The sequence below is a fragment of the Dyella sp. 2HG41-7 genome (assembly GCF_021390675.1).
In the GTDB taxonomy this organism is placed as follows: domain Bacteria; phylum Pseudomonadota; class Gammaproteobacteria; order Xanthomonadales; family Rhodanobacteraceae; genus Dyella_B.
The window spans coordinates 428592-449772 of sequence record NZ_JAJEJV010000004.1; the positions used below are offsets into that span (position 1 = coordinate 428592).

Genomic DNA, 21181 nt, shown 5'->3' on the forward strand with positions numbered 1-21181 from the left:
GGGCCTGCTTCGCTCAGCTTGCATGACGCCTATGAAGCCGTCGTGAAATCGCGGCCGACTGGTTTTTTCAGTTGCGGTCGAGCCAAACGAGCCGAGCCGCCCGAGGCCGTGGCGCACTTAGCGTTTCCAGGTTTGCGACGAGGAAAATCGATGTTTGTGCGAGCCATTACGCGCGTCGCGGATTCACCGGTCGCAGCTGTTCTTCGCCCTGGGACTTGCGGATGCGCTTGATCGCATACATCGCTTCGTCGGCCAGTTTTAGCAACGCCTGCGCATCGTCGCACTCAGGCTGCGCGACCACCACGCCGATACTCGGGCCGTTGTATTCCAGATCGGTCGTTTGCAGCGAAAAACGACCGCAAGTGGCGGACGTCAATCGATGTTCCAGCGATACGGCCGCAGCTTCCGCGGTGTCGCTGGGCGCACTGGCCAACACCACGAATTCGTCGCCGCCCAAACGCGCCGCGATATCGCCGTTGCGCAATGCGCTTTGCAAGCGGCGGGCGGTCGCTTCGAGAAAACGATCGCCGACATCGTGGCCGTACTGGTCGTTGATGTCTTTGAAATGATCCAAATCGATAAACGCGACGATCAACGCGGTGGTCGTGCGGTTGTTTTCGAGACGGCGTTTCATCTCTTCCATCAGCGCGCGTCGATTCGGTAGGTGGGTCACCGGATCGATCAGCGCGTTCGCCGCCAGCATATAGTTGGATCGCTGCAAGTCGACAAACAACTTTTCGCGTTCCATTTGCTGACTGATCAGCTTGGCGAACAACGTCAGCGTATGGGCGGAACCATCGCGCATCGGTTTCCGATGGTCGCTCGCCGCGCAAAGCGTGCCGAGCAAATCGCCCTGATCGCCGCGCACCGGCGTACTGGCGTAGGTGGCGATCCCCAAGGCTTTGGCCGCTTCGCTATCGCCCCAGCAATGGGCCACATCGTCGGTGTAGAACTGACCTTGGTCGAGCGCGCGCTTGCATAGCGTGCCTTCCCACGGCACCGACAAGCCTTCCGGAATGCAAAGCGAACGACTGTTGCGCGCAAACAACACGTGTTGCACGCCGGCGAGTTCGTCGATGGTCGTGAGGTAGGTGCTCTCCAGGCCGGTGACGACTTCCAGCAATTCGAGCAGCGGTCGCACAAGTTCTTCCAGCGTGCGCGCATGCGTGACCGTCGTCGCCAAGGCGCCGACGACATCGACATGGGAAGCGGAAGATCGCAAGATCGTGTTCATACGCGTTTAACGGCACCGTCGCCTAATCCTTGACGAAAAATTGACCAATCTGACGAGCCTGTCAAGGGTGCGCGATTGTCTGTTCACATAACGGTGAAGCACGTCAGCCTTGGGAAGGTTTGCGCGAGTTAAGGCCGTGAAAAGCGGGGTCCGGGGAAGCCGAATGGCCCGTTATTTGCCGTGGCCGATGCGCCGACAGGCTTCAAGGAATATGCGCTGTTCCCGTTCGCCCTCGATTTCCGAGGCGAGGCGTCTGGCAAGCGCATCCAGATCGCCGCCGCCCTGCGCCGCGCGACGTACGAGATGTCCGGCCAGCGGCCCGATCTGCCTGGCGAGTTCCAATTCCAGCAGGCGCAAATGCGTGGCGTCGACGTTGATCGCAGGCGTTGTCTCGGCGCCGTGCGTGGGTTGATGTTCGACCGAAGACGCCTGTGCGCCGAGCGCCGTATCGAGGTAATCGCACAAGCGATCGATATGCGGTTCGAGCGGCGGCGGGTACGCATCCATCCAGTGTTGTGCGCTGAGAAAGTATTCAAGACTCTTCGACGGCAACACGTTTTCGATTCGAAACGGCAGAATCGGCACCTGCTTATGCACGGCGCGTTCGACCTCGCGACGCACTTGGCTCGAGTCGTTGCTACTGCCGGAAAAAATCAGAACCATCAGTCGCGCGTTAGAGATCGCATCGATGATTTCAGCTGCCCAATCGGCGGACGGAGAAATATCGCGCGGCGCGATCCAAACACGGATGCCGCGCGCTTCCAGACGTTGCACCAGGGCGAACGCCGCGTCCCGATCCGGCTGCGAATAACTGATGAAAAGATGCTGCGCCATCGCTTATCCGCCCAGCATCCGCAGCGCTTTGTCCAAGCTCTTGCGCATGCGGTTGAACGCGGCCGACAAGGCCGCCATCTCGGCCCCGCCGCCGCGCGGAAATTCCGCGGCAGAGTGATCGCCGAGGCTGATCTGATCGGCGATTTGCGCGATACGTCGCACCGGTCGAATAACCAGCGCATAGAGCGAGAGATTGATAATGAGCCATACGACGACAAGCATCGCGGCAATAGCGCCGAGCACATCGCGCCGAACACGCACCGCGCTCGATTCGGCGCTGGCGAACGGCACCGAAACCACTTGCGCGCCGACGACTTCGTTGGCTTGCCAGCCAAAGCCGTTGTCGCTGCCGTAACGCGCGAGCATCGTGGTGGGCGCTGCCGAAGGCAGGCTGTGACAACCCATGCAGCCGGATTCGACGCGTATCGGGCGCGCCAGATAAAGCGTCTTGCCCATCGGCGTGTCGCGTATGCCGCTGACTTCTTTTACGGTGTTGTCGTTGCGGAAGCGCTGCACGATGTCCGCTTCCCAATCCGTGGCGCGATCGCGCGGATTGGTCGGGTTAAGCGTGGCTTCCTTGTAGGAGTAATCAGGATGCGCCTGGTGCAGCGTGAGAAAGTTTTGCGTGGCGGCGTAGAACGGCACGCTCTGTGGACGAAACGCAGTGGCCATCTTGTCGTTGAGCAGAGGGCCGATTTCGGTATCGGTGTACGAGCGAATCGCAGAGGCGCTATCTAACATCAAGCCGGCCTGAGCCAGTACTTCGCGCGTCGCGTTTTCCTGCAGCGTCGACGTCACGACCAGAGAGATCGCGACCATTCCGAGCGCGAACGCGACAAGCAATATCAGGTTGATCCGCAGCAGCACGCTCGGTCCCCCTTGTCGAAGCGCAGGTCCATGGACCTGGTTCCGGCTGTGTTCGATGGCACTCGCTCACGCCCCATTGGGTCGCTGAGACGGCCATCCGTTGTCACCGGGGCATCATACCTAAAATGTGATCGCCGTCTCGTTTGCTGGTCTCCCCGCGCTGGCATTACGCGGAATCGGAGCTCGGTTGACGCTTCAGGCCTGCACGGACGCGCCGGGTCATTCCACCCGAGTCGTGCCGACCTCCGTCATGGGGGTGCCATGGCGGATATGCTCGATAAATTCCGGCACCTCTCGATCGATTACATCCGGGCGATCCAACTGAACATAGTGGCTGCTTCGCGCGGCGATAACGCGCCGGCTATTGAGAGAAAGCTGTTTTAAATCCTCCTGCATCTGGTTCCACGCAATGGATGTCTGCGCCATCACATCCGGCGGAAGCGAGGTGTCTTTGCGCTGGACCTCGGGATCTTCCGAAATGATCAGGATCGGCAGTCGGCCGAACGGCCCGGTATGGCGCGTTTCGTCGGTGGAGCGGGGAAACGCTCTGATCTCTTCCAGACCGCTATCGACCACGGAAGGCCGGCATATGTTTGCGTAAGCAAACCCTTTCACCGCATCGACGCCAGGCGGGAGATCCGTGCACTGGCCCATGGCGCGTGCGATGCCCAGGCGCGTCATCCAGCTCATGACAAACAGATTCGGCGACGCCTGGGTAAATGCCTTGGGAAAGCGTTGGAGCTGATCCGGGTGGCTGCTGTCGATAAAGATCAGTCCCGCCACATCGCTTGGAAATTTTGCCGTATAGGCGCGCATGTAGATGCCGGCAATGGAATGACCGGCCAGCACGAACGGCGTCTTGATTCCGGCTTGCCCTACCAGTGCATGCAGCTGATCGGCAAGCGAATTGGCGTCGTGTCCGCCAAGCAGAACATCGCTGCTGCCGAGGCCGGAGCGGTCGAAGGAACATACTTGCGTGGTCTTGGAAAGCTCCGATTGAACCTTGGTCCATACCGTCCAGTCGTCGCCGGCGCCTGCATCCAATATCAGCGTAGGCGCACCCGTACCCGTGCAATAAATATGCATCTTGCCGCCATCCACCGAGTAAAACTTGCCGGGTACCGGATACGCGTTGAGGTAGTGCCTGGTCACCAGTTCGTTCCAGCTAAAACCCGTGATGCCGGTCACGATGACTAAAACGATCAATCCCAGACCTATGCGACCGAGGATGCGCAACCAACGACGCGGACGCTTTTCGCGGCGCATGCCATGACGTCCTGAGATATTCGGTTCCATCGAGTGACGCCCTTAAGAAAGGTGACCCATCGTACCAATGTGTCGGTTGTTACAAAACGATTGGAAATGAAGGCACGCTGCTCGTGTTGGAATCGTCGGAGCACGATGCCCCGACGCATGGGCCGATGCGATGCGGCGCCCGACGTTGCAACCTTTCAAAACCGAATCATGCGCACGTAGAGGTGCTGAACATCGTTACGCGCCGCTGTCGAAACGGACGCGTTCGGCAAATTCGAAATCCTCGCGCACTTGCTGCGCGGCCTAGCTCGTGTGCATTTCTAAAAGATCGGCGGATTCGTTTTACGCCACGCATTAACTGAATTGCGCGTTGTTCCTATTCGGAGGCTTTGCGTAACCCGATGTAGTTATCGATACGAACGCGTTCATCCACTCGGGACATCATCGCGTAGACGAATTCTCACGCGCTCTGGACTCGCATCGTCGTACGTTTCGAAGCAGGGATGACTGGTCGTCATCACGGGATGTCGCAGCGATTACGGTGTGGCAAGGGAATCTCGTTGGAGAAAATGCCTGGCATCGATTCGATGCGAATGTGGTTTTGGAAACCCTGCTAGCTAATACATCTTCCGCAGCGACGTCGCGCTTTCCCAATGGAAATCCGATGCCGCATCGACGTTGCGCCACCAGCGTTCGCCGGTGCGCGGCGCGGCCAGATCCATGCGTTCGCCCATGCGTGGCGTCGCCAGCGGAATATCGCGTTCGATGGCGAGCAACACCACGCGCTCGAACGGTTCCTGCCAGCGATGCATGGCCAAATCGAACGTACCGTTGTGGATCGGCACCATCCAGCGGCCGCGCAGATCTTGATGCGCTTGCACCGTTTGTTCCGGCTGCATATGCACGTAGGGCCACTGCGCGTCGTAAGCACCGGTTTCCATCAAGGTGATATCGAAGGGGCCAAGGCGTTCGCCGATGGTTTTGAAGCCGTCGAAATAACCGGTGTCGCCGCTGAAGAACACGCGCAATTCGTCGTCGAAAATCGCCCACGACACCCACAACGTGGTGTTGCCGTCGAACGGCGTGCGTCCGGAAAAATGCTGCGCCGGCGCGGCGGTCATGCGCAGGCCGTCGATCTCGATGCTTTCCCACCAATCGAGCTGATGCACTTTCGCCGCATCCACGCCCCATTCGATCAAGCGATCGCCGACGCCAAGCGGCGTCAAAAACACGTCCGTGGTGGCGGCCAAATACTGGACGGTGCTGCGATCCAGATGATCGTAGTGATCGTGCGAAAGAATCACGCCGCGAATCGGCGGCAGATCGTGCAAGGCGATCGGCGGTTGATGAAAGCGCTTGGGTCCCATCCACTGAAACGGCGACGCGCGTTCGGCGAACACCGGATCGGTGAGCCAATAGCCGCCGCGCAATTTCATCAGCATGGTGGAATGGCCCAGGCGATAAAGGCTGCGATCGGGCGCGGCGTCCAATTCGATGCGCGTGAGCGGTCGCACGGGCAGCGGCGCGTCCGGCTGCGTTCCGGTGGGCTTGTTGAAGAGCGCGTTCCAGATGATGCGCAAGGTTGCGCCCGCCGCCTGCGACGGGCGCGGAACCGGATTATGGAAATGGCTATCGCGACGCTGCGGCGACGCCGCGTATTTATCGGCCTTGGGACGGAACGATTGGGCGAGGCGGGAAAGCATGGTGGATTCCTGCGAAAGGGGTATGTCGCGAATATGTACTGCACAGTGTAGTTTACGGTCGAGAAAAAGTAAACTACTTGGTGTAAAATGTCCCCATGCCCAGCTCCACCAACACTTCCCAGCGCCTGACCGATCGCAAGCGCAAGGCGATCATCGAGGCGGCCATCGACGAATTCCGCACGGCCGGTTTCGAAACCACCAGCATGGATCGCATCGCCGCGCGCGCCGAAGTGTCCAAGCGCACGGTCTACAACCACTTCCCCAGCAAGGAAGTGCTGTTCGCCGAAATCCTGCATCACTTGTGGGAAGCGATTGCGGGTGGCGAAGCGTTGGCGTATCGCGCCGATCGTTCGTTGCGCGATCAATTGCTGGAATTGATCGCGCAAAAATTTCGTCTGCTCAACGACGAGGCATTCGTATCGCTCGCACGTGTCGCCATCGCCGCCGGCATCCATTCGCCGGAGCGCGCGCGCGACATGGTGACGCGCATGAGCGAGCGCGAAGAAGGTTTGACCGTGTGGATACGCGCCGCTGCAAAAGACGGCCGCTTAAAGATCGACGATCCGGTTTTTGCGTCACATCAACTGCAGGGACTGATCAAAAATTTCGCGTTCTGGCCGCAAATCACACTGGCGCAGCCGCCGTTGAATGCAGCGATGCAGAAACTCGTGGCCGAAACTGCCGTGGACATGTTTCTCGGTTACTACGCGTCCTGATCGATCTGCGCGATCGACAAAAAAAGTAATCCCTTCGACGACGTTCGCCACTTCGCGGCGATGAAGACTTTGTGAAATTACATCAATGCGTTGCAGTGTTTTTGCGCCGCAGCGTGACAGCTCGCACCGTCAGGGTGTTAATTCCGTCTTAGGGGACTTAGATCGATTCAAATTATCGGACTTTTACGCCCTGCAGCGGCTAAGAATGATCCGAATGGTTTGAACTGGGGTGGGGAGAACGACGGACGCGCGCCATGCGCCGGCCGCTGGGTATTGCTTCCCGTCGAAACGGTTGAGGCGAGAGGGACGCCAACACATGCAATCAGAAATCGTCAGCATTCCCGGCATGACAGGCGCGCGAATCGCGTGCGCGTCTGCGTTCGTATGTTGCGCGCCATCCATTGATCGGCCATCGCAACGATGGCTGTTTCTGACTAGGACGCGTCTGAGCGCCATCGGCGCCGGAGCCTTCGTCGTAACGCATCCCGTTCGTTGAAGCATCGCGCGCCGAGGCGCCGAGCGCCCGTTCGCGGCCGAAATTTTGGATCGATCTAAATCGAGGAGGAGGGAGTACGTCTTAACGATTCATCGCGTTTTTGCTGCACGTGATCAAACAGGGGGATCACCGCGCCAACTCAAGAAAAGGCGCTAATCAGAAAGGGAATCTAGAGAAATGACTAACCTGCCACACGTGTCTACACGCAAGCCGCTGTACGCCGCGCTCGCGCTGGCGATCTTGTCATTCGGCGGTTGCATGGGAATGCCCGCGATTGCCTTTGCCGCGCAAACCGCGCCGGCTCCCGCAAGCTCATCGACGCCGCCGCCCACGGTCCAAGCGTTCGATAGCAAAAAGCCCAAGAAGACCGATGGAAAAAAAGTAGCCGGGGACACCAATAATCCCACCACGCTGCAGACCATCGTCGTGACGAGCTTTCGCCAGTCGATCGACCAGAACATGCAGGAGAAGCGCGACGCCAATTCGATCGTCGAGATCATCAACGCGCAAAACATCTCGCAGTTTCCGGCCAAAAATATCGCCGACGCGCTGGCGCACGTGCCCGGCGTGGTGATCAGCCGCGACGCCGGCGAGGGAAAAACGGTGAGCATTCGCGGCCTCGCGCCCGAACTTACGCTCACCGAATTGAACGGCAACTACGTCGCGTCGGCCGATACGTCGGACTCGCTCTCGCGCTCGTTCAACTACACCTTGATGCCGGCCAATATGTTTTCCGACATCAAGCTCTACAAAAGTCTTGAAGCGCGATTGGACGAAGGCGGCATCGGCGGCGTGGTCGATCTGCATACACGCCGCCCGCTGGAAATGCCCGCCAACGACGGCTTTATTTCGGTGAATGGCGCGGGCTCCGACAACAGCAGCAAGGTCAAGCCGCAGGTGTCGGCGTTGTGGTCCTGGCGTAACAAAGCGCAGACGTTCGGCGTGCTGGTCGCCGGTTCGTATCAGGAGCGCCAATCGACCGATGAACTTACCAATGCGTCGAACTGGCACTGGTGGTCCAACAATTGCACCGACTTCACCACGTGCACGCAGCCGCCGGTGAATGTTCACGGTCAGCAGTTCGGCAGTTCGGTGGAGCCCAATATCAACTTGTGGCCCGGCGGCGGCGTGACCGACCAGGCCAACAACAGTTATTCGGGTTATTGGATGCCGCAGCAGTTCAGCACCAGCCGCAACAATCTGGACCTGAAAACCAAAGGTGCGCAGGTCACGCTGCAATTCAAACCGACCTCGAATTTTCTGCTGACGGGCAACTACTTTCGTTTCCAACGACAGCAAGATCAGATCGAAAACACGGTGGAGATTCCCGAATGGGGTTTGCCCACCGGCAGCTATGCGGATCAGCAAGGCAATTTGCTTGCGCCGAACGGGCTGACCTTCGATCCGTCGCACACCATCGTGACGGGCGCGAGCTATCTCCTTCCCAATCCGGGCCAGGGCTGCAATTCGCTGACCAATCCCGTTACGGGCGCGCAACGCCAAGCGGTGGATGTGTGTTCGTCGCAGACGCCGTGGATCACGGGTAATTACTCCATCGAAAAAGCGCTCTCGCAAACCATCAACCTGGAAGGCGAATGGGACGGTGGCGGCAACCTCAGCGCTACGTTCAACGTCGGTCGCACGTGGGCGACCGGCGGTCCGTCGGTGGAACTGGGCATGGCGGCGAAGCCGCGCAACTTCGTCAACGGACAGTGGGTGGACGGCAGCCAGGTCAGCCAGTGGACGTTGAACGGTACGCCGACGCTCACCGCGTCGCCGAACCAGTTGCAGAACATGCTGGCGGGCGAAGGTCAGGTGGATCTCGGCTCGACGGGCTCCAACTACATCGATACGCAGACGTCGCAGAATTTCGCGCAAGTCGACTTCACGTACGCGTTCGACTCCAGCTGGATGCAATCGCTGCAGTTCGGCCTGAAATACCGCGACAACCACGCGGAGCAGGAGAACTACGAGATTCGCTGGTATTGCCCAGGCACCACGGAGCAATTCCAAACCTGCGATCCGAATGCGGGAAATCTGCCGGCCAATTTCCTGTTGCCCACCATGCTCAACGGACACACGTTGGCGTTCAACGACAACATTTTTCCGGCGATCAATTTCCCGGCGTACTACAACTATCTCAACGCGACGTACGACCGCACGGTTTATCCGCATCCCGAAGACCGTTCCTACATCGGCGAACAGATCGGGGCCGCGTATGTTCAGGCGAACATCGACACGGGGCCGGTACGCGGCAATGTCGGCTTGCGCTTTGTAAGCACGCTGCAAAATCTCACCGTCGCCGACCAGATCACCACCAACAACGCGGTGTACTACCACTCGCCGCAGGGGGCCATTCTGATCTGCCCGACCACCGGCGTGAACATCGCTGGCGGGCCGTGCGCGCCAGGCGATTTCGAATATCTGCCGCAGGAACAGGCCGTCGTGGAGACGTTTACGAACGCCTCGCTGCGCAAGCGGTACAACAAACTGCTTCCGAGCTTCAATTTTTCATGGACGCTTCCGAATGACATCGTGCTGCGCGCCGCCGGCTCGCAAGCCTTGGCGCGCGCCAACTACACCGATCTGGCGCAGTTGGGCAGCCTGACCGATAACACGCAGGCGTATTACAACGACCGCAAGCAGTTCGGCGCGCCCTTGCCGGGCTGGTACGGCAGTGGCGCCAACATCAACCTCAAGCCTTTCACCGCGACGCAGTTCGATGTGGCGGGCGAGTGGTACTACGCGCCCGAATCGGTGGTCGGCGTGGACGTGTTCCAGAAAACGGTGAAGAACTTCGTGGTGCCGGTGACGGTCAACAACACGAATGTCGACGTCAACGGCACGCCGACGCCCTTTATGTCGTACAGCACCAACGCCAACGGTCGCTCGGGTACGTCGCGCGGCGTGGAAATCTACACGCAGCACACCTTCCCGTTCGGCATCGGCTACATCGCTAACTACACGCTCAACAAAACCAACGAAACCGCGGTGACGCTGGGCGATACGGCAGTGGGCAAATCCGAACTGATCGGCAGCGCCAAATACGCGGCGAACATTTCGTTGTTCTACGAGAAGAACGGACTTCTGCTGCGCGCCACCAGCAATTGGACCGGCCGCACCATGGAAGGGCTGTCGTCCGGTTTGCCGTTGTACATGCAGCCGTACAACCAGATCGATCTGAACGGCGACTACGAGTTCACCAAACACTTTATGGTGACGGCGTCGATCATCAATCTCACGCGCTCCACTTCGCGCGAGTATTTGGGCAGCGATACCACGGACCGCCTCTACCAGCTCGAATACGCGGGACGTCAGTACTATCTGGGCGTGACGTACAAGTTCGGAGATGGCGGTTGAAAAACGACGCGCGAGGTCAGGCACGCAGCCTGACCTCGCCGCGGTCTCGCACGGATGTTTGATGTGGAGCAGGTTATGAATTCAATTCGCGCGCGTCTTCGTCGTCGCGCTCTCACAGTCCGTCAACGACACGCGATGCTGATCGTCGCGTTAGCGGTCTTTGCATTCGGAAGCATCGGCAACAGTCGTGCGCAGAATCACGCTGCATCGCAGACAGCGGTCGATGAAGCCAACCCGTTGGTGGGCACCGCACCGCTGGATCAGCAGGATCTGATCGGCAACGCGCCGCCGCCCGGTGAGATGTTGTATTCCGGCATGACGTCGCCCGGCGCGAGCTTGCCGCAAAGCACGACCGAAGCGGCGCCCGTCAACGTCAACGCCGATCTCAGCTATCCCACCGGCGTCGCCACGTCCTACAACTACGGCCGTCCGACGATGATCGGTTTCACCGGCGGCGGCTCGACGTATGGCGCGCGCGCCGCGCCGATGATCATGCCGGTGGTGGGCGACTGGACGATGCCGCCCGATTACACGCCATCGTATTACGACAAGGCGAGCGAGAAAGCGTCGCCCGGCTATTACGCTGTCGATCTCGCCACCTTCCGCACGCGCGTCGAACTGACGGCGGCGCAGTGGACCAGCCTGATGCGCTTCACCTTTCCGGCAAGCCATCGCGCCAATGTCGTCGTCAATTTGCGTCACGCCGGTGGTGACGTGGAAGTGGTCGGCGATCGCATCATTCGCGGCGTCGCCGAAGGGACGCGCAAAGAACGCGATACGGACGGTGCCTATTTCGTCGCCGAGTTCTCGCGCCCCTTCGCCAGCTTCGGCACGTTCCGCGCAGACCACAACGACAATGACCACGGATTCGGCAGCGAAGACGTGCAGGCCGGACGGCGCACGGTATCCGGCAATTACGCGGGCGCATACGTCACCTTCGACACGAAGGATGGCGAACAGGTATTGGTGCGCGTCGCGCACGGTCACAGCGCCGAGGAAGCCGAACAACGGCTGCACGCCGACGATTCAAACTGGGACTTCGACCGCGTGCATGCGCAAGCGCGCGCCGCGTGGGCAAAGCTGTTCGACCGCGTCGAAGTCGAAGGCGGCACGCCCAAGCAACGCATGCTGTTTTATTCGACGTTGTATCACTCGTTCGCCAGTCCGCGTTTGATCGCGCGCAAAGGTGCGCGCTTTACCGATGCAAGCGGCCGCGTTCAAGTCGCCGACTACGATCACTACAGTCCGGTGCCTTTCTGGGACACCGGACGCAATCAAATCGCGTTGTTGATGCTGATCGAGCCGGACGTGGTGCAAAACATCATGCGTTCCGAATTGGATCGCGCGCGCGAACGCGGTTACATGGACACCTCATTCCACGGCGATCACGCCGTGTTTATGTACGACGGCGCTTGGCAGCGCGGCATTCCGTTCGACTATGCGAGCGTTTACGCGTATCTGCGCAAGAACGCGACCGATCCCAACGGTCCGCGCGGGTATCTCGCCGAATACATGAAGAACGGCTGGATTTCCGACATCGTTCCAGCGGGAAATCCCAGCCCGCCCTACGCGGGCGGCAAAGCGGGCGTCGCCACCACGCTCGAATACGCCTGGGACGATCACGCGCTGGCGGATGTCGCGCGCCGACTCGGAAAAACCGACGACGCCGAGATGTTTCAGCGTCGCGCGGCGAACTACCGCAACATGTTCGATCCGACCGTCGGCTTCTTTCGCGGTCGCACCGAAGACGGCAAATGGATCTCGCCGTTCGATCCCGGCGAGCCGTACTACAACTTTATGATGAAGGAAGCGTCGGGCTGGTCCACGTTGTGGCTGGTGCCGCACGACATGCAGGGGTTGATCGACTTGCTCGGCGGACGCGATGCCTTCAACGCAAAGCTCGACGCGTTTTTCTCCACGCCGTATCGGGCGAAAGGCATTTGTCGCGACTGCACCGGCATGATCGGCGAATACGTGCAGGGCAATCAGCCGGATCAGCAAGCGGCCTATCTGTACGCATGGAGCGGCGAACCGTGGAAGACGCAAGCGCTGACGCGCCGCATTCTCGCCGATCTCTACGGCAGCGACGCCAGTGGCTACGCGTATCCCGGCATGGACGATCAAGGTTCGACGTCCTCGTGGTATGTGCTGAGCGCGATGGGTTTTTATCCGGTCGATCCTTCGAGCCCCGATTACATTCTGGGCAGTCCCATTTTTGATCGCGTGCGCTTGCATTTGGGCAATGGAAAAATTTTCGAGATCGTTGCGCGCAACAACTCGGCGCAAAACAAATACATCCAATCCGCCACGCTCGACGGAAAGCCGTGGACCAAACCGTGGTTCCGTCAGGGCGACATCGCGAACGGCGCGACCTTGGTGCTCACGATGGGGCCGGAGCCCAACAAAACCTGGGGCGCCAATCCTCAGGATGCGCCGCCTTCGATGACGGCTAGCAGGCCGTGATTTGTGCGGGAAACTCCTGACTTTGGACATTTGTCCGACAATTGGTCATGCTTAGGTGCGCGGTGCGCGACACCGCTTCGAGCGACGTCGATGAGGGAAAGCGAATGATGGGCAAGTTCTACGTTCGGTGCGCGTGCATCAGCATGGCGCTGGGGTTCGCGTTGGTCGCGATGGCGGCGACGGATCAGGCCACGGTGTGGAGCGGCAAGATGGCGCCCTTGGCGACGCCGTGGACCGCCGACGTATCGCCGAGCAACGCGTTGCCCGATTATCCGCGACCGCAATTGGCGCGCCCGTCGTTGGAACATCCGCAATGGATCAGTTTGAACGGACTATGGCAGTTCGCGCCGAGCGACGGACAAAGCGCGCCGCCGTTCGGTCAGACGTTGAAGGAAAAAGTGCTGGTGCCGTATCCGATCGAGTCGGTGCTCTCGGGTGTGCAAAAACATTCGGACTTTATGTTCTACCGCCGACTGGTGGATATTCCTGCAGCCTTCACCGCCCACGGTCAGCACGTGCAATTGAACTTCGGCGCGGTGGATAACGACGCCACCGTGTACGTCAACGGCAAGCAGGTGGCGCAACATACTGGCGGCTACACGTCGTTCAGCGCAGACATCACGTCGGCGCTACGCACGCACGCTCCGCAGGAAATCGTCGTGGCCGTGCACGCGCCGGTCGATGGCGCGAACGTGATGATCGGCAAGCAGCGATTGAAACCCGACGGCATCTTCTACACCGCCGCGTCGGGCATTTGGCAGTCGGTATGGCTGGAACCGGTGCCGGCGACCAGCTTGTCGCAACTGACGTTCACGTCGGCGCGCAGTTTGGATGCTTTCGACGTCACCGCAAAACTGCAAGGTCGCAGCGACGGCGCAACCTTGCATGTCGTCGCGTATGCAGACGGAAAGAAAGTGGGCGAAGCAAGCGGATCAGCCAGTGAACCGCTGCACGTGGCAATTGCGCATCCGCATCTGTGGAGCCCGCAGGATCCGTTCTTGTACACCTTCAAAGCCACGCTGACGCAAGGCGAGCAGCACGACGAGGTGACCAGTTATGCAGGCTTGCGCACCATCGCCATCGAGAAAGTGGGCGGACGCAATCGCATCGTGTTGAACGGCAAGCCGACATTTCTGCTCGCGACCTTGGATCAAGGCTACTGGCCCGACGGCATCTACACCGCACCCACCGACGCCGCGCTCAAGTTCGACATCCAAAAAACCAAAGACCTCGGTTTCAACACCATCCGCAAACACATCAAGGTCGAGCCGGCGCGCTGGTATTACTGGACCGACCGCATCGGTTTGATGGTGTGGCAGGACATGCCGGCACTGCCGACCGGCAGCAACGACAAACTCAGCGACGCCGATAAAGCCAATTTCCGCGCGGACGTGACCGCTATCGTCAATCAACTCAAAGGCGAAACGTCGATCATCGGCTGGATTCCGTTCAACGAAGGCTGGGGCCAGTGGAGTATTCCCGCCGCCGCCGAACTCGCCGCGCAGATCAAGCAACTCGATCCCTCGCGCCTGGTCGATGCGCGCAGCGGCGCCAACTGCTGCGACACCAAGGGCGATCCGCACGCGGGCGATGTGTACGACGTGCACGAATACCAAGGCCCCGGATTGCCCAGTCCGGATGCAGCGCGCGCCGCCATCGACGGCGAGCACGGCGGTTTGACGCTCGGCATTCCCGGCCACGTGTGGCCCAACACGCCGATCAATCCGTATGGCGCGGTGAAAGATCGCGACGCGTTGAACGCAGGTTATGTCGCCAACACCGCCGTGCTGCGCGACAAAGGCGTTCCAAAGGGCATGTCGGGCAGCGTCTACACGCAGATCACCGATGTCGAAGGCGAGCACAATGGCCTGTACACCTACGACCGCAAGATCGAAAAAGTGGACGAAGCCAAAGTGCGCGCAATCAATGAAGCGACGATCCGTGCAGGCGCGCAGCCGTAACGGCTGCGCGTTCGCGTCGGTGAGTTAGAAACTTTCGCTAACCATTATTTCGCTCTTCGCCCAAAGCGCCTTGGCGCGATCCGCATCGAGCGCATAAGGACGAACGCCTTCGCTCACCGCGTCGAGGTTCGAATCGGTGACGACGGCGCCGACATGGCAGTCTTCGCAGTACCTGCCGCCAACATCGTTCGCATCGGCGACGACCGCTGCCCACACCGACGTCGCCGCGCCTTGCGGCACCGACTTCATGCGGAACGGCGGTTTCCCTGCGGCTTTGTGCAGTTCGTTGATCTCGTCGATACGCTGTTGAAGCATCGCCTCGTCGGGATAGATATGGCGTCCCAGTTCTGTGCGAATGCCGCCCGGATGCACGGCCGTCGCGCGCACGCCGCGATGCTTGTGGCGACGGTCGAACTCCACCGCAAATAAAATGTTGGCGGTTTTCGAGCGGCCATAGGCGATAAATTCCGCGTACTCGGTGCGTTCGAAATTGGGATCGTCCAGGTCCACATCCGCATAGCGATGGCCGGTCGAGGACAAGTTCACCAAGCGACCGCCGTCCTTGATCAGCGATGCGATGCGATTGATCAGCACGAAATGGCCCAGATGATTGGTGCCGAATTGCGTTTCGAATCCGTCTTCGGTCAGGCCGTACGGGCACGCCATCACGCCGGCATTGGCGATGATCGCGTCGAAACGTTCGTCGCGCTCCAGCAAGCGTTCGGCGCAACGGCGCACGCTGGCGAGCGAGGCCAGATCCAGTTCGATCAGTTCCAAACCGCCTTGTCCGCGTGCGTCCGCGCGCACGCCTTTCGTTGCGTTTTCTGCTTTGGCGAGATCGCGCGCTGTGCCGACCACCAAGGTGCCGCGGGCCGCCAGCGCGCGCGCCGTTTCCACGCCCAGGCCGGCCGAAACGCCGGTGACCAGGATGCGTTTGCCGTTGAGATCGATGCCGTCCAGCACCTCGTCCGTCGTCGATGTTGCGCCGAATGATTTGTTCATGATCGCCTCGTTCTGCCGTAAAAATCGTGGGGAAAAGGCCGTCGCCGATGCCCTTTGGGGCAAGGGTTCGCTATGATGGCGACAAACCGGAGGTTAGCTCCGGATATTTTATATGGAGGCATCCTCCGCTTTTCAAGGGGTACCCGTGGCCACCGCCAAAAAGAAGTCCGCCACCTCGCGCAAACCGCGTGCCGACGCCGAACGCAACCGGCTGCATCTCACCGATGTGGCGAAAAAAGCGTTCGCGGAACGCGGCGGCGACGTCACGCTGGATGAAATCGCCAAACGCGCCGGCGTGGGTATCGGCACCTTGTACCGGCACTTCCCCACGCGCGACGCCATGCTTCAGGCGGTTTATCGGCACGAAGTGGAACAGCTCGCCGGCGCGGTCGACGCGCTGCTGAAAACCAAGCCGCCACTCGATGCGTTGCGCGCGTGGCTTCGCTTGTTCGTCGATTATCTCGGCACGAAAAAAATCATTCTTCCCGCGCTCAATGCGGCGACCAGCGACAACTCCGCGTTGTTTGCCTACTCGTCCACGCAGATACGAGAAGCTGCCGATCGCCTGATCGCACGCGCCATCGAGCATGGCGACGTGCGCAAAGACGTTCGACCGATGGATCTTCTCTATGCGGTGTTCGGTTTTTCCAATAGCAACGATCCCGATGATTGGGCGCCACGCGCGTATCGGCTGATCGACATTTTGATCGCGGGTCTTGCAAGCGATTCGCCAGCGGTTGCAAATAAGAAAACAACATCGAGCGGTAAGGCCTGAAACTTCAGGAGAGTGCGTGTATGAAAGTGATTCTCTTCGGCGCAACCGGCATGGTGGGAAAGGGCGTTCTGCGTCAGTGTCTGCTCGATCCCAAGATCGAGGCGGTGCTTTCGATCGGCCGCAAGCCTTCCGGTGTTTCGGATCCGAAATTGCGCGATCTCGTGTGTCCCGACATGTTCGATGCCGACGCGCATGCCGGCCAATTTCACGACTACGATGCGTGTTTCTTTTGCTTGGGCGTGTCGTCGGTAGGCATGAGCGAAGCGGACTATACGCATCTCACCTACGATCTCACGCTCGGTTGGGCGCGCGTACTTGCGCGCGATAATCCTGCGATGCGATTTCTCTACGTGTCCGGCATGGGCACGGGCGGCAAATCGATGTGGGCGCAAGTCAAAGGCCGCACGGAGAACGATCTGCTCGCGCTGTTGCCCGGCGCGATCATGATTCGTCTGGCCGCATTGCGCCCGATGCACGGCGAACGTTCGAAGGCGCCGGGTGGCGGCGTGTTACTGACGTTGTTGTCGCCGCTGTGGCCGCTGTTCCAAAAACTGTGGCCGAACGCCGTTATCACCACCGAAGAATTGGGACGCGCGATGATCCTGGCCGCACGCAACGACAACACGAAGCGTGTATTAGAGAGCGCCGATCTCGTGGCGCTGGGGCGGCGCGGCGCGGCGCCCTGAAGCGCGATGCGTTGATTTGTCCAACGATGTCGCGCGCGGCCGACAATCACGGCAACGCCGCCTTCAACTGATTTCGTTTCGCCGATCGAACCCATGTGAAAGGGGGTTCGGCGACGGGCGCGATACCGTGCACGTTTCAACGCGATTCATGCGCCAAACCGGCTCGCAGCGGACCGTGGATGCCGGAATTTTGAGATTTCTCTTTGCGGGTGCAGCAAGCGATAACTTGCGGAAAAACTTGGATCGATCTAATTGTCGTGTTGCCATGCAATATCAATTGTCCGACTAATTACTTGTGCATCAATAAGATATCTTTAGAAATTCTAAATTTGAATCGATACAAATTCTTGTTGACATCGTACTTTTCCTATCCTAATGATTAGCTCGCTCGTGACACTGGGTACAACGTTGTCACAGCATTTGGATCGATTGAAACAATCAGTATCCGGAGGACTCAGGGGACGGCGCGGTTAGGCGGTTATCTCGCCTCGGCAGGCGCCAGTAGTTGGGTCGGTTACGCATCACTGAACACGTATGACGGAAGGCCACGGCGACCGCCATGGCCCAGGGGTCGGTTTGTGCCCAAAAAAAGCATCGCGAATGCGGGCACCACAGCAATCAATTCGAAAGGTGAGGGGAGGCAAATGAGCAAGAATCAATTTCGTTTGGGGACCAGCTTGCAGGCCAGCATTCGCATTGGCCTATGGGCTGCCGCATTAGTCAGCGCTCCGGTATTCGCGCAGAGCATTACCGGCGGCGTGTACGGCAATTCGCCGGCAGGCGCGGACGTAGAAGTCACCAGCCCGTCGACGGGCTACGACGCCACCGTGCATGCCGACGCCAACGGGCACTACAACGTGACCGGCTTGATGCCCGGCAACTACGTCGTGAAATTGTTGCGCGGCGGCCAGGTGGTCGATCAGCGCAACGTGGTGGTGCAAGCCGGTTCCAACAGCGCTGCGATTTTCACCGCAGCGGCGGCGCCGGGTAACGTGAAAGAGTTGAACTCGGTCACCGTGACCGCCTCGCAGCCGACGGTCAATGCGATCGACGTGACGACGAGCCAGCAGATCCAGACCTGGGATTCGAAAGACATCAACCGTCTGCCGGTGATCAATCCCGACCTGCTTACCGTCGCCTCGATGCAGGCGAATGTCGCCGCCGTCACCAGCTCGCACGGCAACGCGCCGCAGTTCAACGGCGCATCGGGCACCGAGAACCGTTACTTCCTCAACGAGTTCAACGTCACCGACATGCAGCAGGGTTCGGTGCCGGACAAAATTCCGAACGAAGCGCTCGCGACCGTTTCCACCATCGATGGCGGCATGGACGCGAAATACGGCAGCGCCATGGGCGGCGTGATCGCCGGCACGATCAAGCAAGGTTCGAACGACTTCAAAGCCGGCGTGGATCTGGCGTTTACGCCCGCCACCGGCACGCTCAACGAAAACCCGCGCAACACGTATAACTACAACGGCCAGCTGACCAACGCCAACCAGTTGAACCATTGGTCGCCGAGCCTGTTGCAGGATTACTGGGCGTCGGGTTCGATCATCAAGGACAAGTTGTTCTACTACGTGCTCGCCGAAATCGAGCCGAACAACTACGGCCAGGGCGTGCAGGGCGTCAATCCGACCGAAACCTACAACTCCAACACCAAGACGCTCAACGAAAACCGCAACAAGCAGTTCCTCGGCAACTTCACTTGGAACATCGCCGCCGGTCATACGTTGAATCTCTTTATCGATCGTCAAAGCAACCTGCAGACGCAATCGCAGTATGCGCTGTCGACGCCGTACGATCCTTCCAGTGCGGCCCCCGGACTGGACAACTGGAGCGGCAACGCGTGGCACGACACCATGGCGGTGGCCAACTACCACGGCCAGATCACCGACACGTTGTCCGTCTCGGCGATGGCGGGTACGTCGCAGCAGTACTTCTCTTCGTATAACCAGTACGGCATCGACATTCCGTATCTGCAATACACCAACCCGGACACGAAGCAGACGACGCAGCCGGCCGGCAACGGCGCCAGCAGTCTGTACTACATGAAGTACCGCATGATGGGCGCGCGCGTCGACTTCACCTGGAACGTGACCGACAACCACGAAGTCACCTTCGGCGGCGAGCGTTACAGCCCGACCATGGCGCAGGCGAACATCCCGAACGCGAATTCGTGGACGTACAGCTACTGCAGCACGTCCTTGGGACCGACCGAGCCTTGCAACATCAACGGCGTGTCGGTGGCGCCGGGCACGAAGTTCGTAAGTTTGAACTACGCGCCCCGCATCTACTACAACAGCTCGCCCACCTACGGTTTCTACCTGGGCGACAGCTGGCATTTCGCGCCGAACTGGACGGCGTATGTCGGCGGGCGTTACGACAATTACGCCATGACCGACAACATCAACACCAAGATGTACAGCAAGGGCAACTTCTTGCCGCGCGTCGGCGTGGCATGGGACGTCCATGGCGATTCGACGCTGAAGATCGGCGCCACCGCGGGTGAATACTCCGAAGGCATTCCGCTTTACTTCAACGCGTACGGCGGCACGCCGGGCCAGGGTTACATCCACACCAACACCACGTACACCTACACCGGCGTCAACGCCGACGGTACGCCGAGCGGTTTGACGCAAGTTGGTCCCGTGCAAGGCAGCTCCGGCAGCGGTCTGCATTACCTGACGCCCGGCCAGTTCATTTCGAGCACCACGCAAAACGCCAAGCTGAAGCAGTTCTCGATCTACGCGCAGCAGAAGATCGGTGACAGCTGGACCGCAGGCGCAACGTTCTTCACCAGCGAACTGACCGGCCTGCCGAACATCTACAACAATATCGATCAGCTGAAGGCGTACCTCACCAACAAGGGTTACCCGAACGCGGTGTTCCTCGGCCAGTACCTGATCACGCCGGGCAAGGACATCAATATTCCGGTGCAGTTGAACGGTCCGAACAGTCCGTTGACGCAAGTCAACTTCCCGAACAGCTACATCGGTTTCTCCTCGCTGCGACGCAAGATCTATCAGCTCAGTCTGACCATGGATCACGCGTACTCCGAGGAAGAGCCGTACTACCTCAGCGCGTCGTACACGTGGCGTCATGAGTTCGGCAATACCGACGGCACCACCAGCTACGCGGGCGGTGGTAACAACACCGGTGCGACCGGCTACGACGGCGGCTTGAACGCACCGGGCTTCCTGCAAGGCGCAGCCGGCAATCTCGGCGATGATATTCCGTCCACCTTCAAGGCGTTCGGTTACTACAAGTTCGCTCATCAGGACAATTTCCTGAAGGGTCTGCGTGTGGGCGGCGCACTGACGTATTACGCGGGCGGTCCGGTCGATTGCTTGTCCCAATATCCGCAAAACGGCACCTTGGCGATCGGCAGCAACCAGCTCGGCAACAACAACGCGTATTACTGCAACACGTTGTCCAACGTGCTGGCCGGTCAATCGCCGATTTCCAACACCATCAACTACACGCGTGGCAGCTACGGTCGTCTGCCGTCGTACAAGCAGGTGGATCTGGATATCGGCTACGACTGGGAGATCCCCAACAACACCTTCTCGCTGGATTTGAAGGTGCTCAACCTGTTCAACTCCAACACCGTTACCTCGTACGTCACCAACATGAGCAACGGCAACGGGCAGTTCAATCCGAACTTTATGCAGCCCAATACGTTCCAGCAGCCGCGCACCGGCGAATTGGTGTTCCGCTGGCAGTTCCATTGATCGTTTGACGCTGTACTCGCTGTAACATCGATGCCTCCATGTCCCTATTGCATGGAGGCATCTTTGTTTTGCGCTCACGCCACGTCTGGCGTCCGGAGA

Annotated in this window: 13 protein-coding genes; 7 read left to right on the forward strand and 6 right to left on the reverse strand. The window is 59.6% G+C overall.

Annotated features, from left to right (window positions below):
* Positions 1–166 precede the first annotated feature (166 nt).
* From L0U79_RS03345 to L0U79_RS03365, 5 genes are all read right to left on the reverse strand, one after another.
* Positions 167–1234 (reverse strand): sensor domain-containing diguanylate cyclase, encoded by a 1068-nt coding sequence (locus L0U79_RS03345; RefSeq protein ID WP_233840475.1) that lies wholly within the window; start codon positions 1232–1234, stop codon positions 167–169.
* Between the two features lie 171 nt (positions 1235–1405).
* Positions 1406–2068, reverse strand: coding sequence for a toll/interleukin-1 receptor domain-containing protein (locus L0U79_RS03350; protein ID WP_233840476.1), 663 nt, complete (start codon positions 2066–2068; stop codon positions 1406–1408).
* 3 nt (positions 2069–2071) lie between these two features.
* Positions 2072–2935 carry a DUF3365 domain-containing protein gene (locus L0U79_RS03355; protein ID WP_233840477.1) on the reverse strand — a complete coding sequence of 288 codons (864 nt, stop codon included), beginning with the start codon at positions 2933–2935 and terminating at the stop codon, positions 2072–2074.
* A gap of 219 nt (positions 2936–3154) precedes the next feature.
* Positions 3155–4201, reverse strand: coding sequence for an alpha/beta hydrolase (locus tag L0U79_RS03360; protein ID WP_233840478.1), 1047 nt, complete (start codon positions 4199–4201; stop codon positions 3155–3157).
* 605 nt (positions 4202–4806) lie between these two features.
* Positions 4807–5892, reverse strand: coding sequence for an MBL fold metallo-hydrolase (locus L0U79_RS03365; RefSeq protein ID WP_233840479.1), 1086 nt, complete (start codon positions 5890–5892; stop codon positions 4807–4809).
* A gap of 95 nt (positions 5893–5987) precedes the next feature.
* Here L0U79_RS03365 and L0U79_RS03370 point away from each other — a divergent pair, with 95 nt between their 5' ends.
* The 4 genes from L0U79_RS03370 (at position 5988) to L0U79_RS03385 (ending at position 14888) form a co-directional block, all read left to right on the forward strand.
* The gene (locus L0U79_RS03370; protein WP_233840480.1) at positions 5988–6608 is read left to right on the forward strand and encodes a TetR/AcrR family transcriptional regulator; all 621 of its coding nucleotides are present in this window, start codon (positions 5988–5990) and stop codon (positions 6606–6608) included.
* A gap of 673 nt (positions 6609–7281) precedes the next feature.
* Complete coding sequence (locus L0U79_RS03375) at positions 7282–10464, forward strand: TonB-dependent receptor (protein ID WP_233840481.1); 3183 nt, start codon at positions 7282–7284, stop codon at positions 10462–10464.
* A gap of 75 nt (positions 10465–10539) precedes the next feature.
* Entirely contained in the window at positions 10540–12927 is a 2388-nt protein-coding gene (locus L0U79_RS03380; RefSeq protein ID WP_233840482.1) for a GH92 family glycosyl hydrolase, read from the forward strand.
* A 104-nt stretch (positions 12928–13031) separates the two neighbouring features.
* Positions 13032–14888 (forward strand): sugar-binding domain-containing protein, encoded by a 1857-nt coding sequence (locus L0U79_RS03385; RefSeq protein WP_233840483.1) that lies wholly within the window; start codon positions 13032–13034, stop codon positions 14886–14888.
* 24 nt (positions 14889–14912) lie between these two features.
* Here L0U79_RS03385 and L0U79_RS03390 read toward each other — a convergent pair whose 3' ends face one another.
* Positions 14913–15890 carry an SDR family NAD(P)-dependent oxidoreductase gene (locus L0U79_RS03390; protein WP_233840484.1) on the reverse strand — a complete coding sequence of 326 codons (978 nt, stop codon included), beginning with the start codon at positions 15888–15890 and terminating at the stop codon, positions 14913–14915.
* Positions 15891–16035: 145 nt separating this feature from the next.
* On the opposite strand from L0U79_RS03390, the gene L0U79_RS03395 reads away from it, so the two are divergent.
* From L0U79_RS03395 to L0U79_RS03405, 3 genes are all read left to right on the forward strand, one after another.
* Entirely contained in the window at positions 16036–16665 is a 630-nt protein-coding gene (locus L0U79_RS03395) for a TetR/AcrR family transcriptional regulator (RefSeq protein ID WP_233840485.1), read from the forward strand.
* Positions 16666–16685: 20 nt separating this feature from the next.
* Positions 16686–17351, forward strand: coding sequence for an epimerase (locus L0U79_RS03400; protein ID WP_233840486.1), 666 nt, complete (start codon positions 16686–16688; stop codon positions 17349–17351).
* A gap of 644 nt (positions 17352–17995) precedes the next feature.
* Positions 17996–21082: a carboxypeptidase regulatory-like domain-containing protein gene (locus L0U79_RS03405; RefSeq protein WP_233840487.1), complete on the forward strand. Its 3087-nt coding sequence runs from the start codon at positions 17996–17998 to the stop codon at positions 21080–21082.
* Positions 21083–21181: the final 99 nt, after the last annotated feature.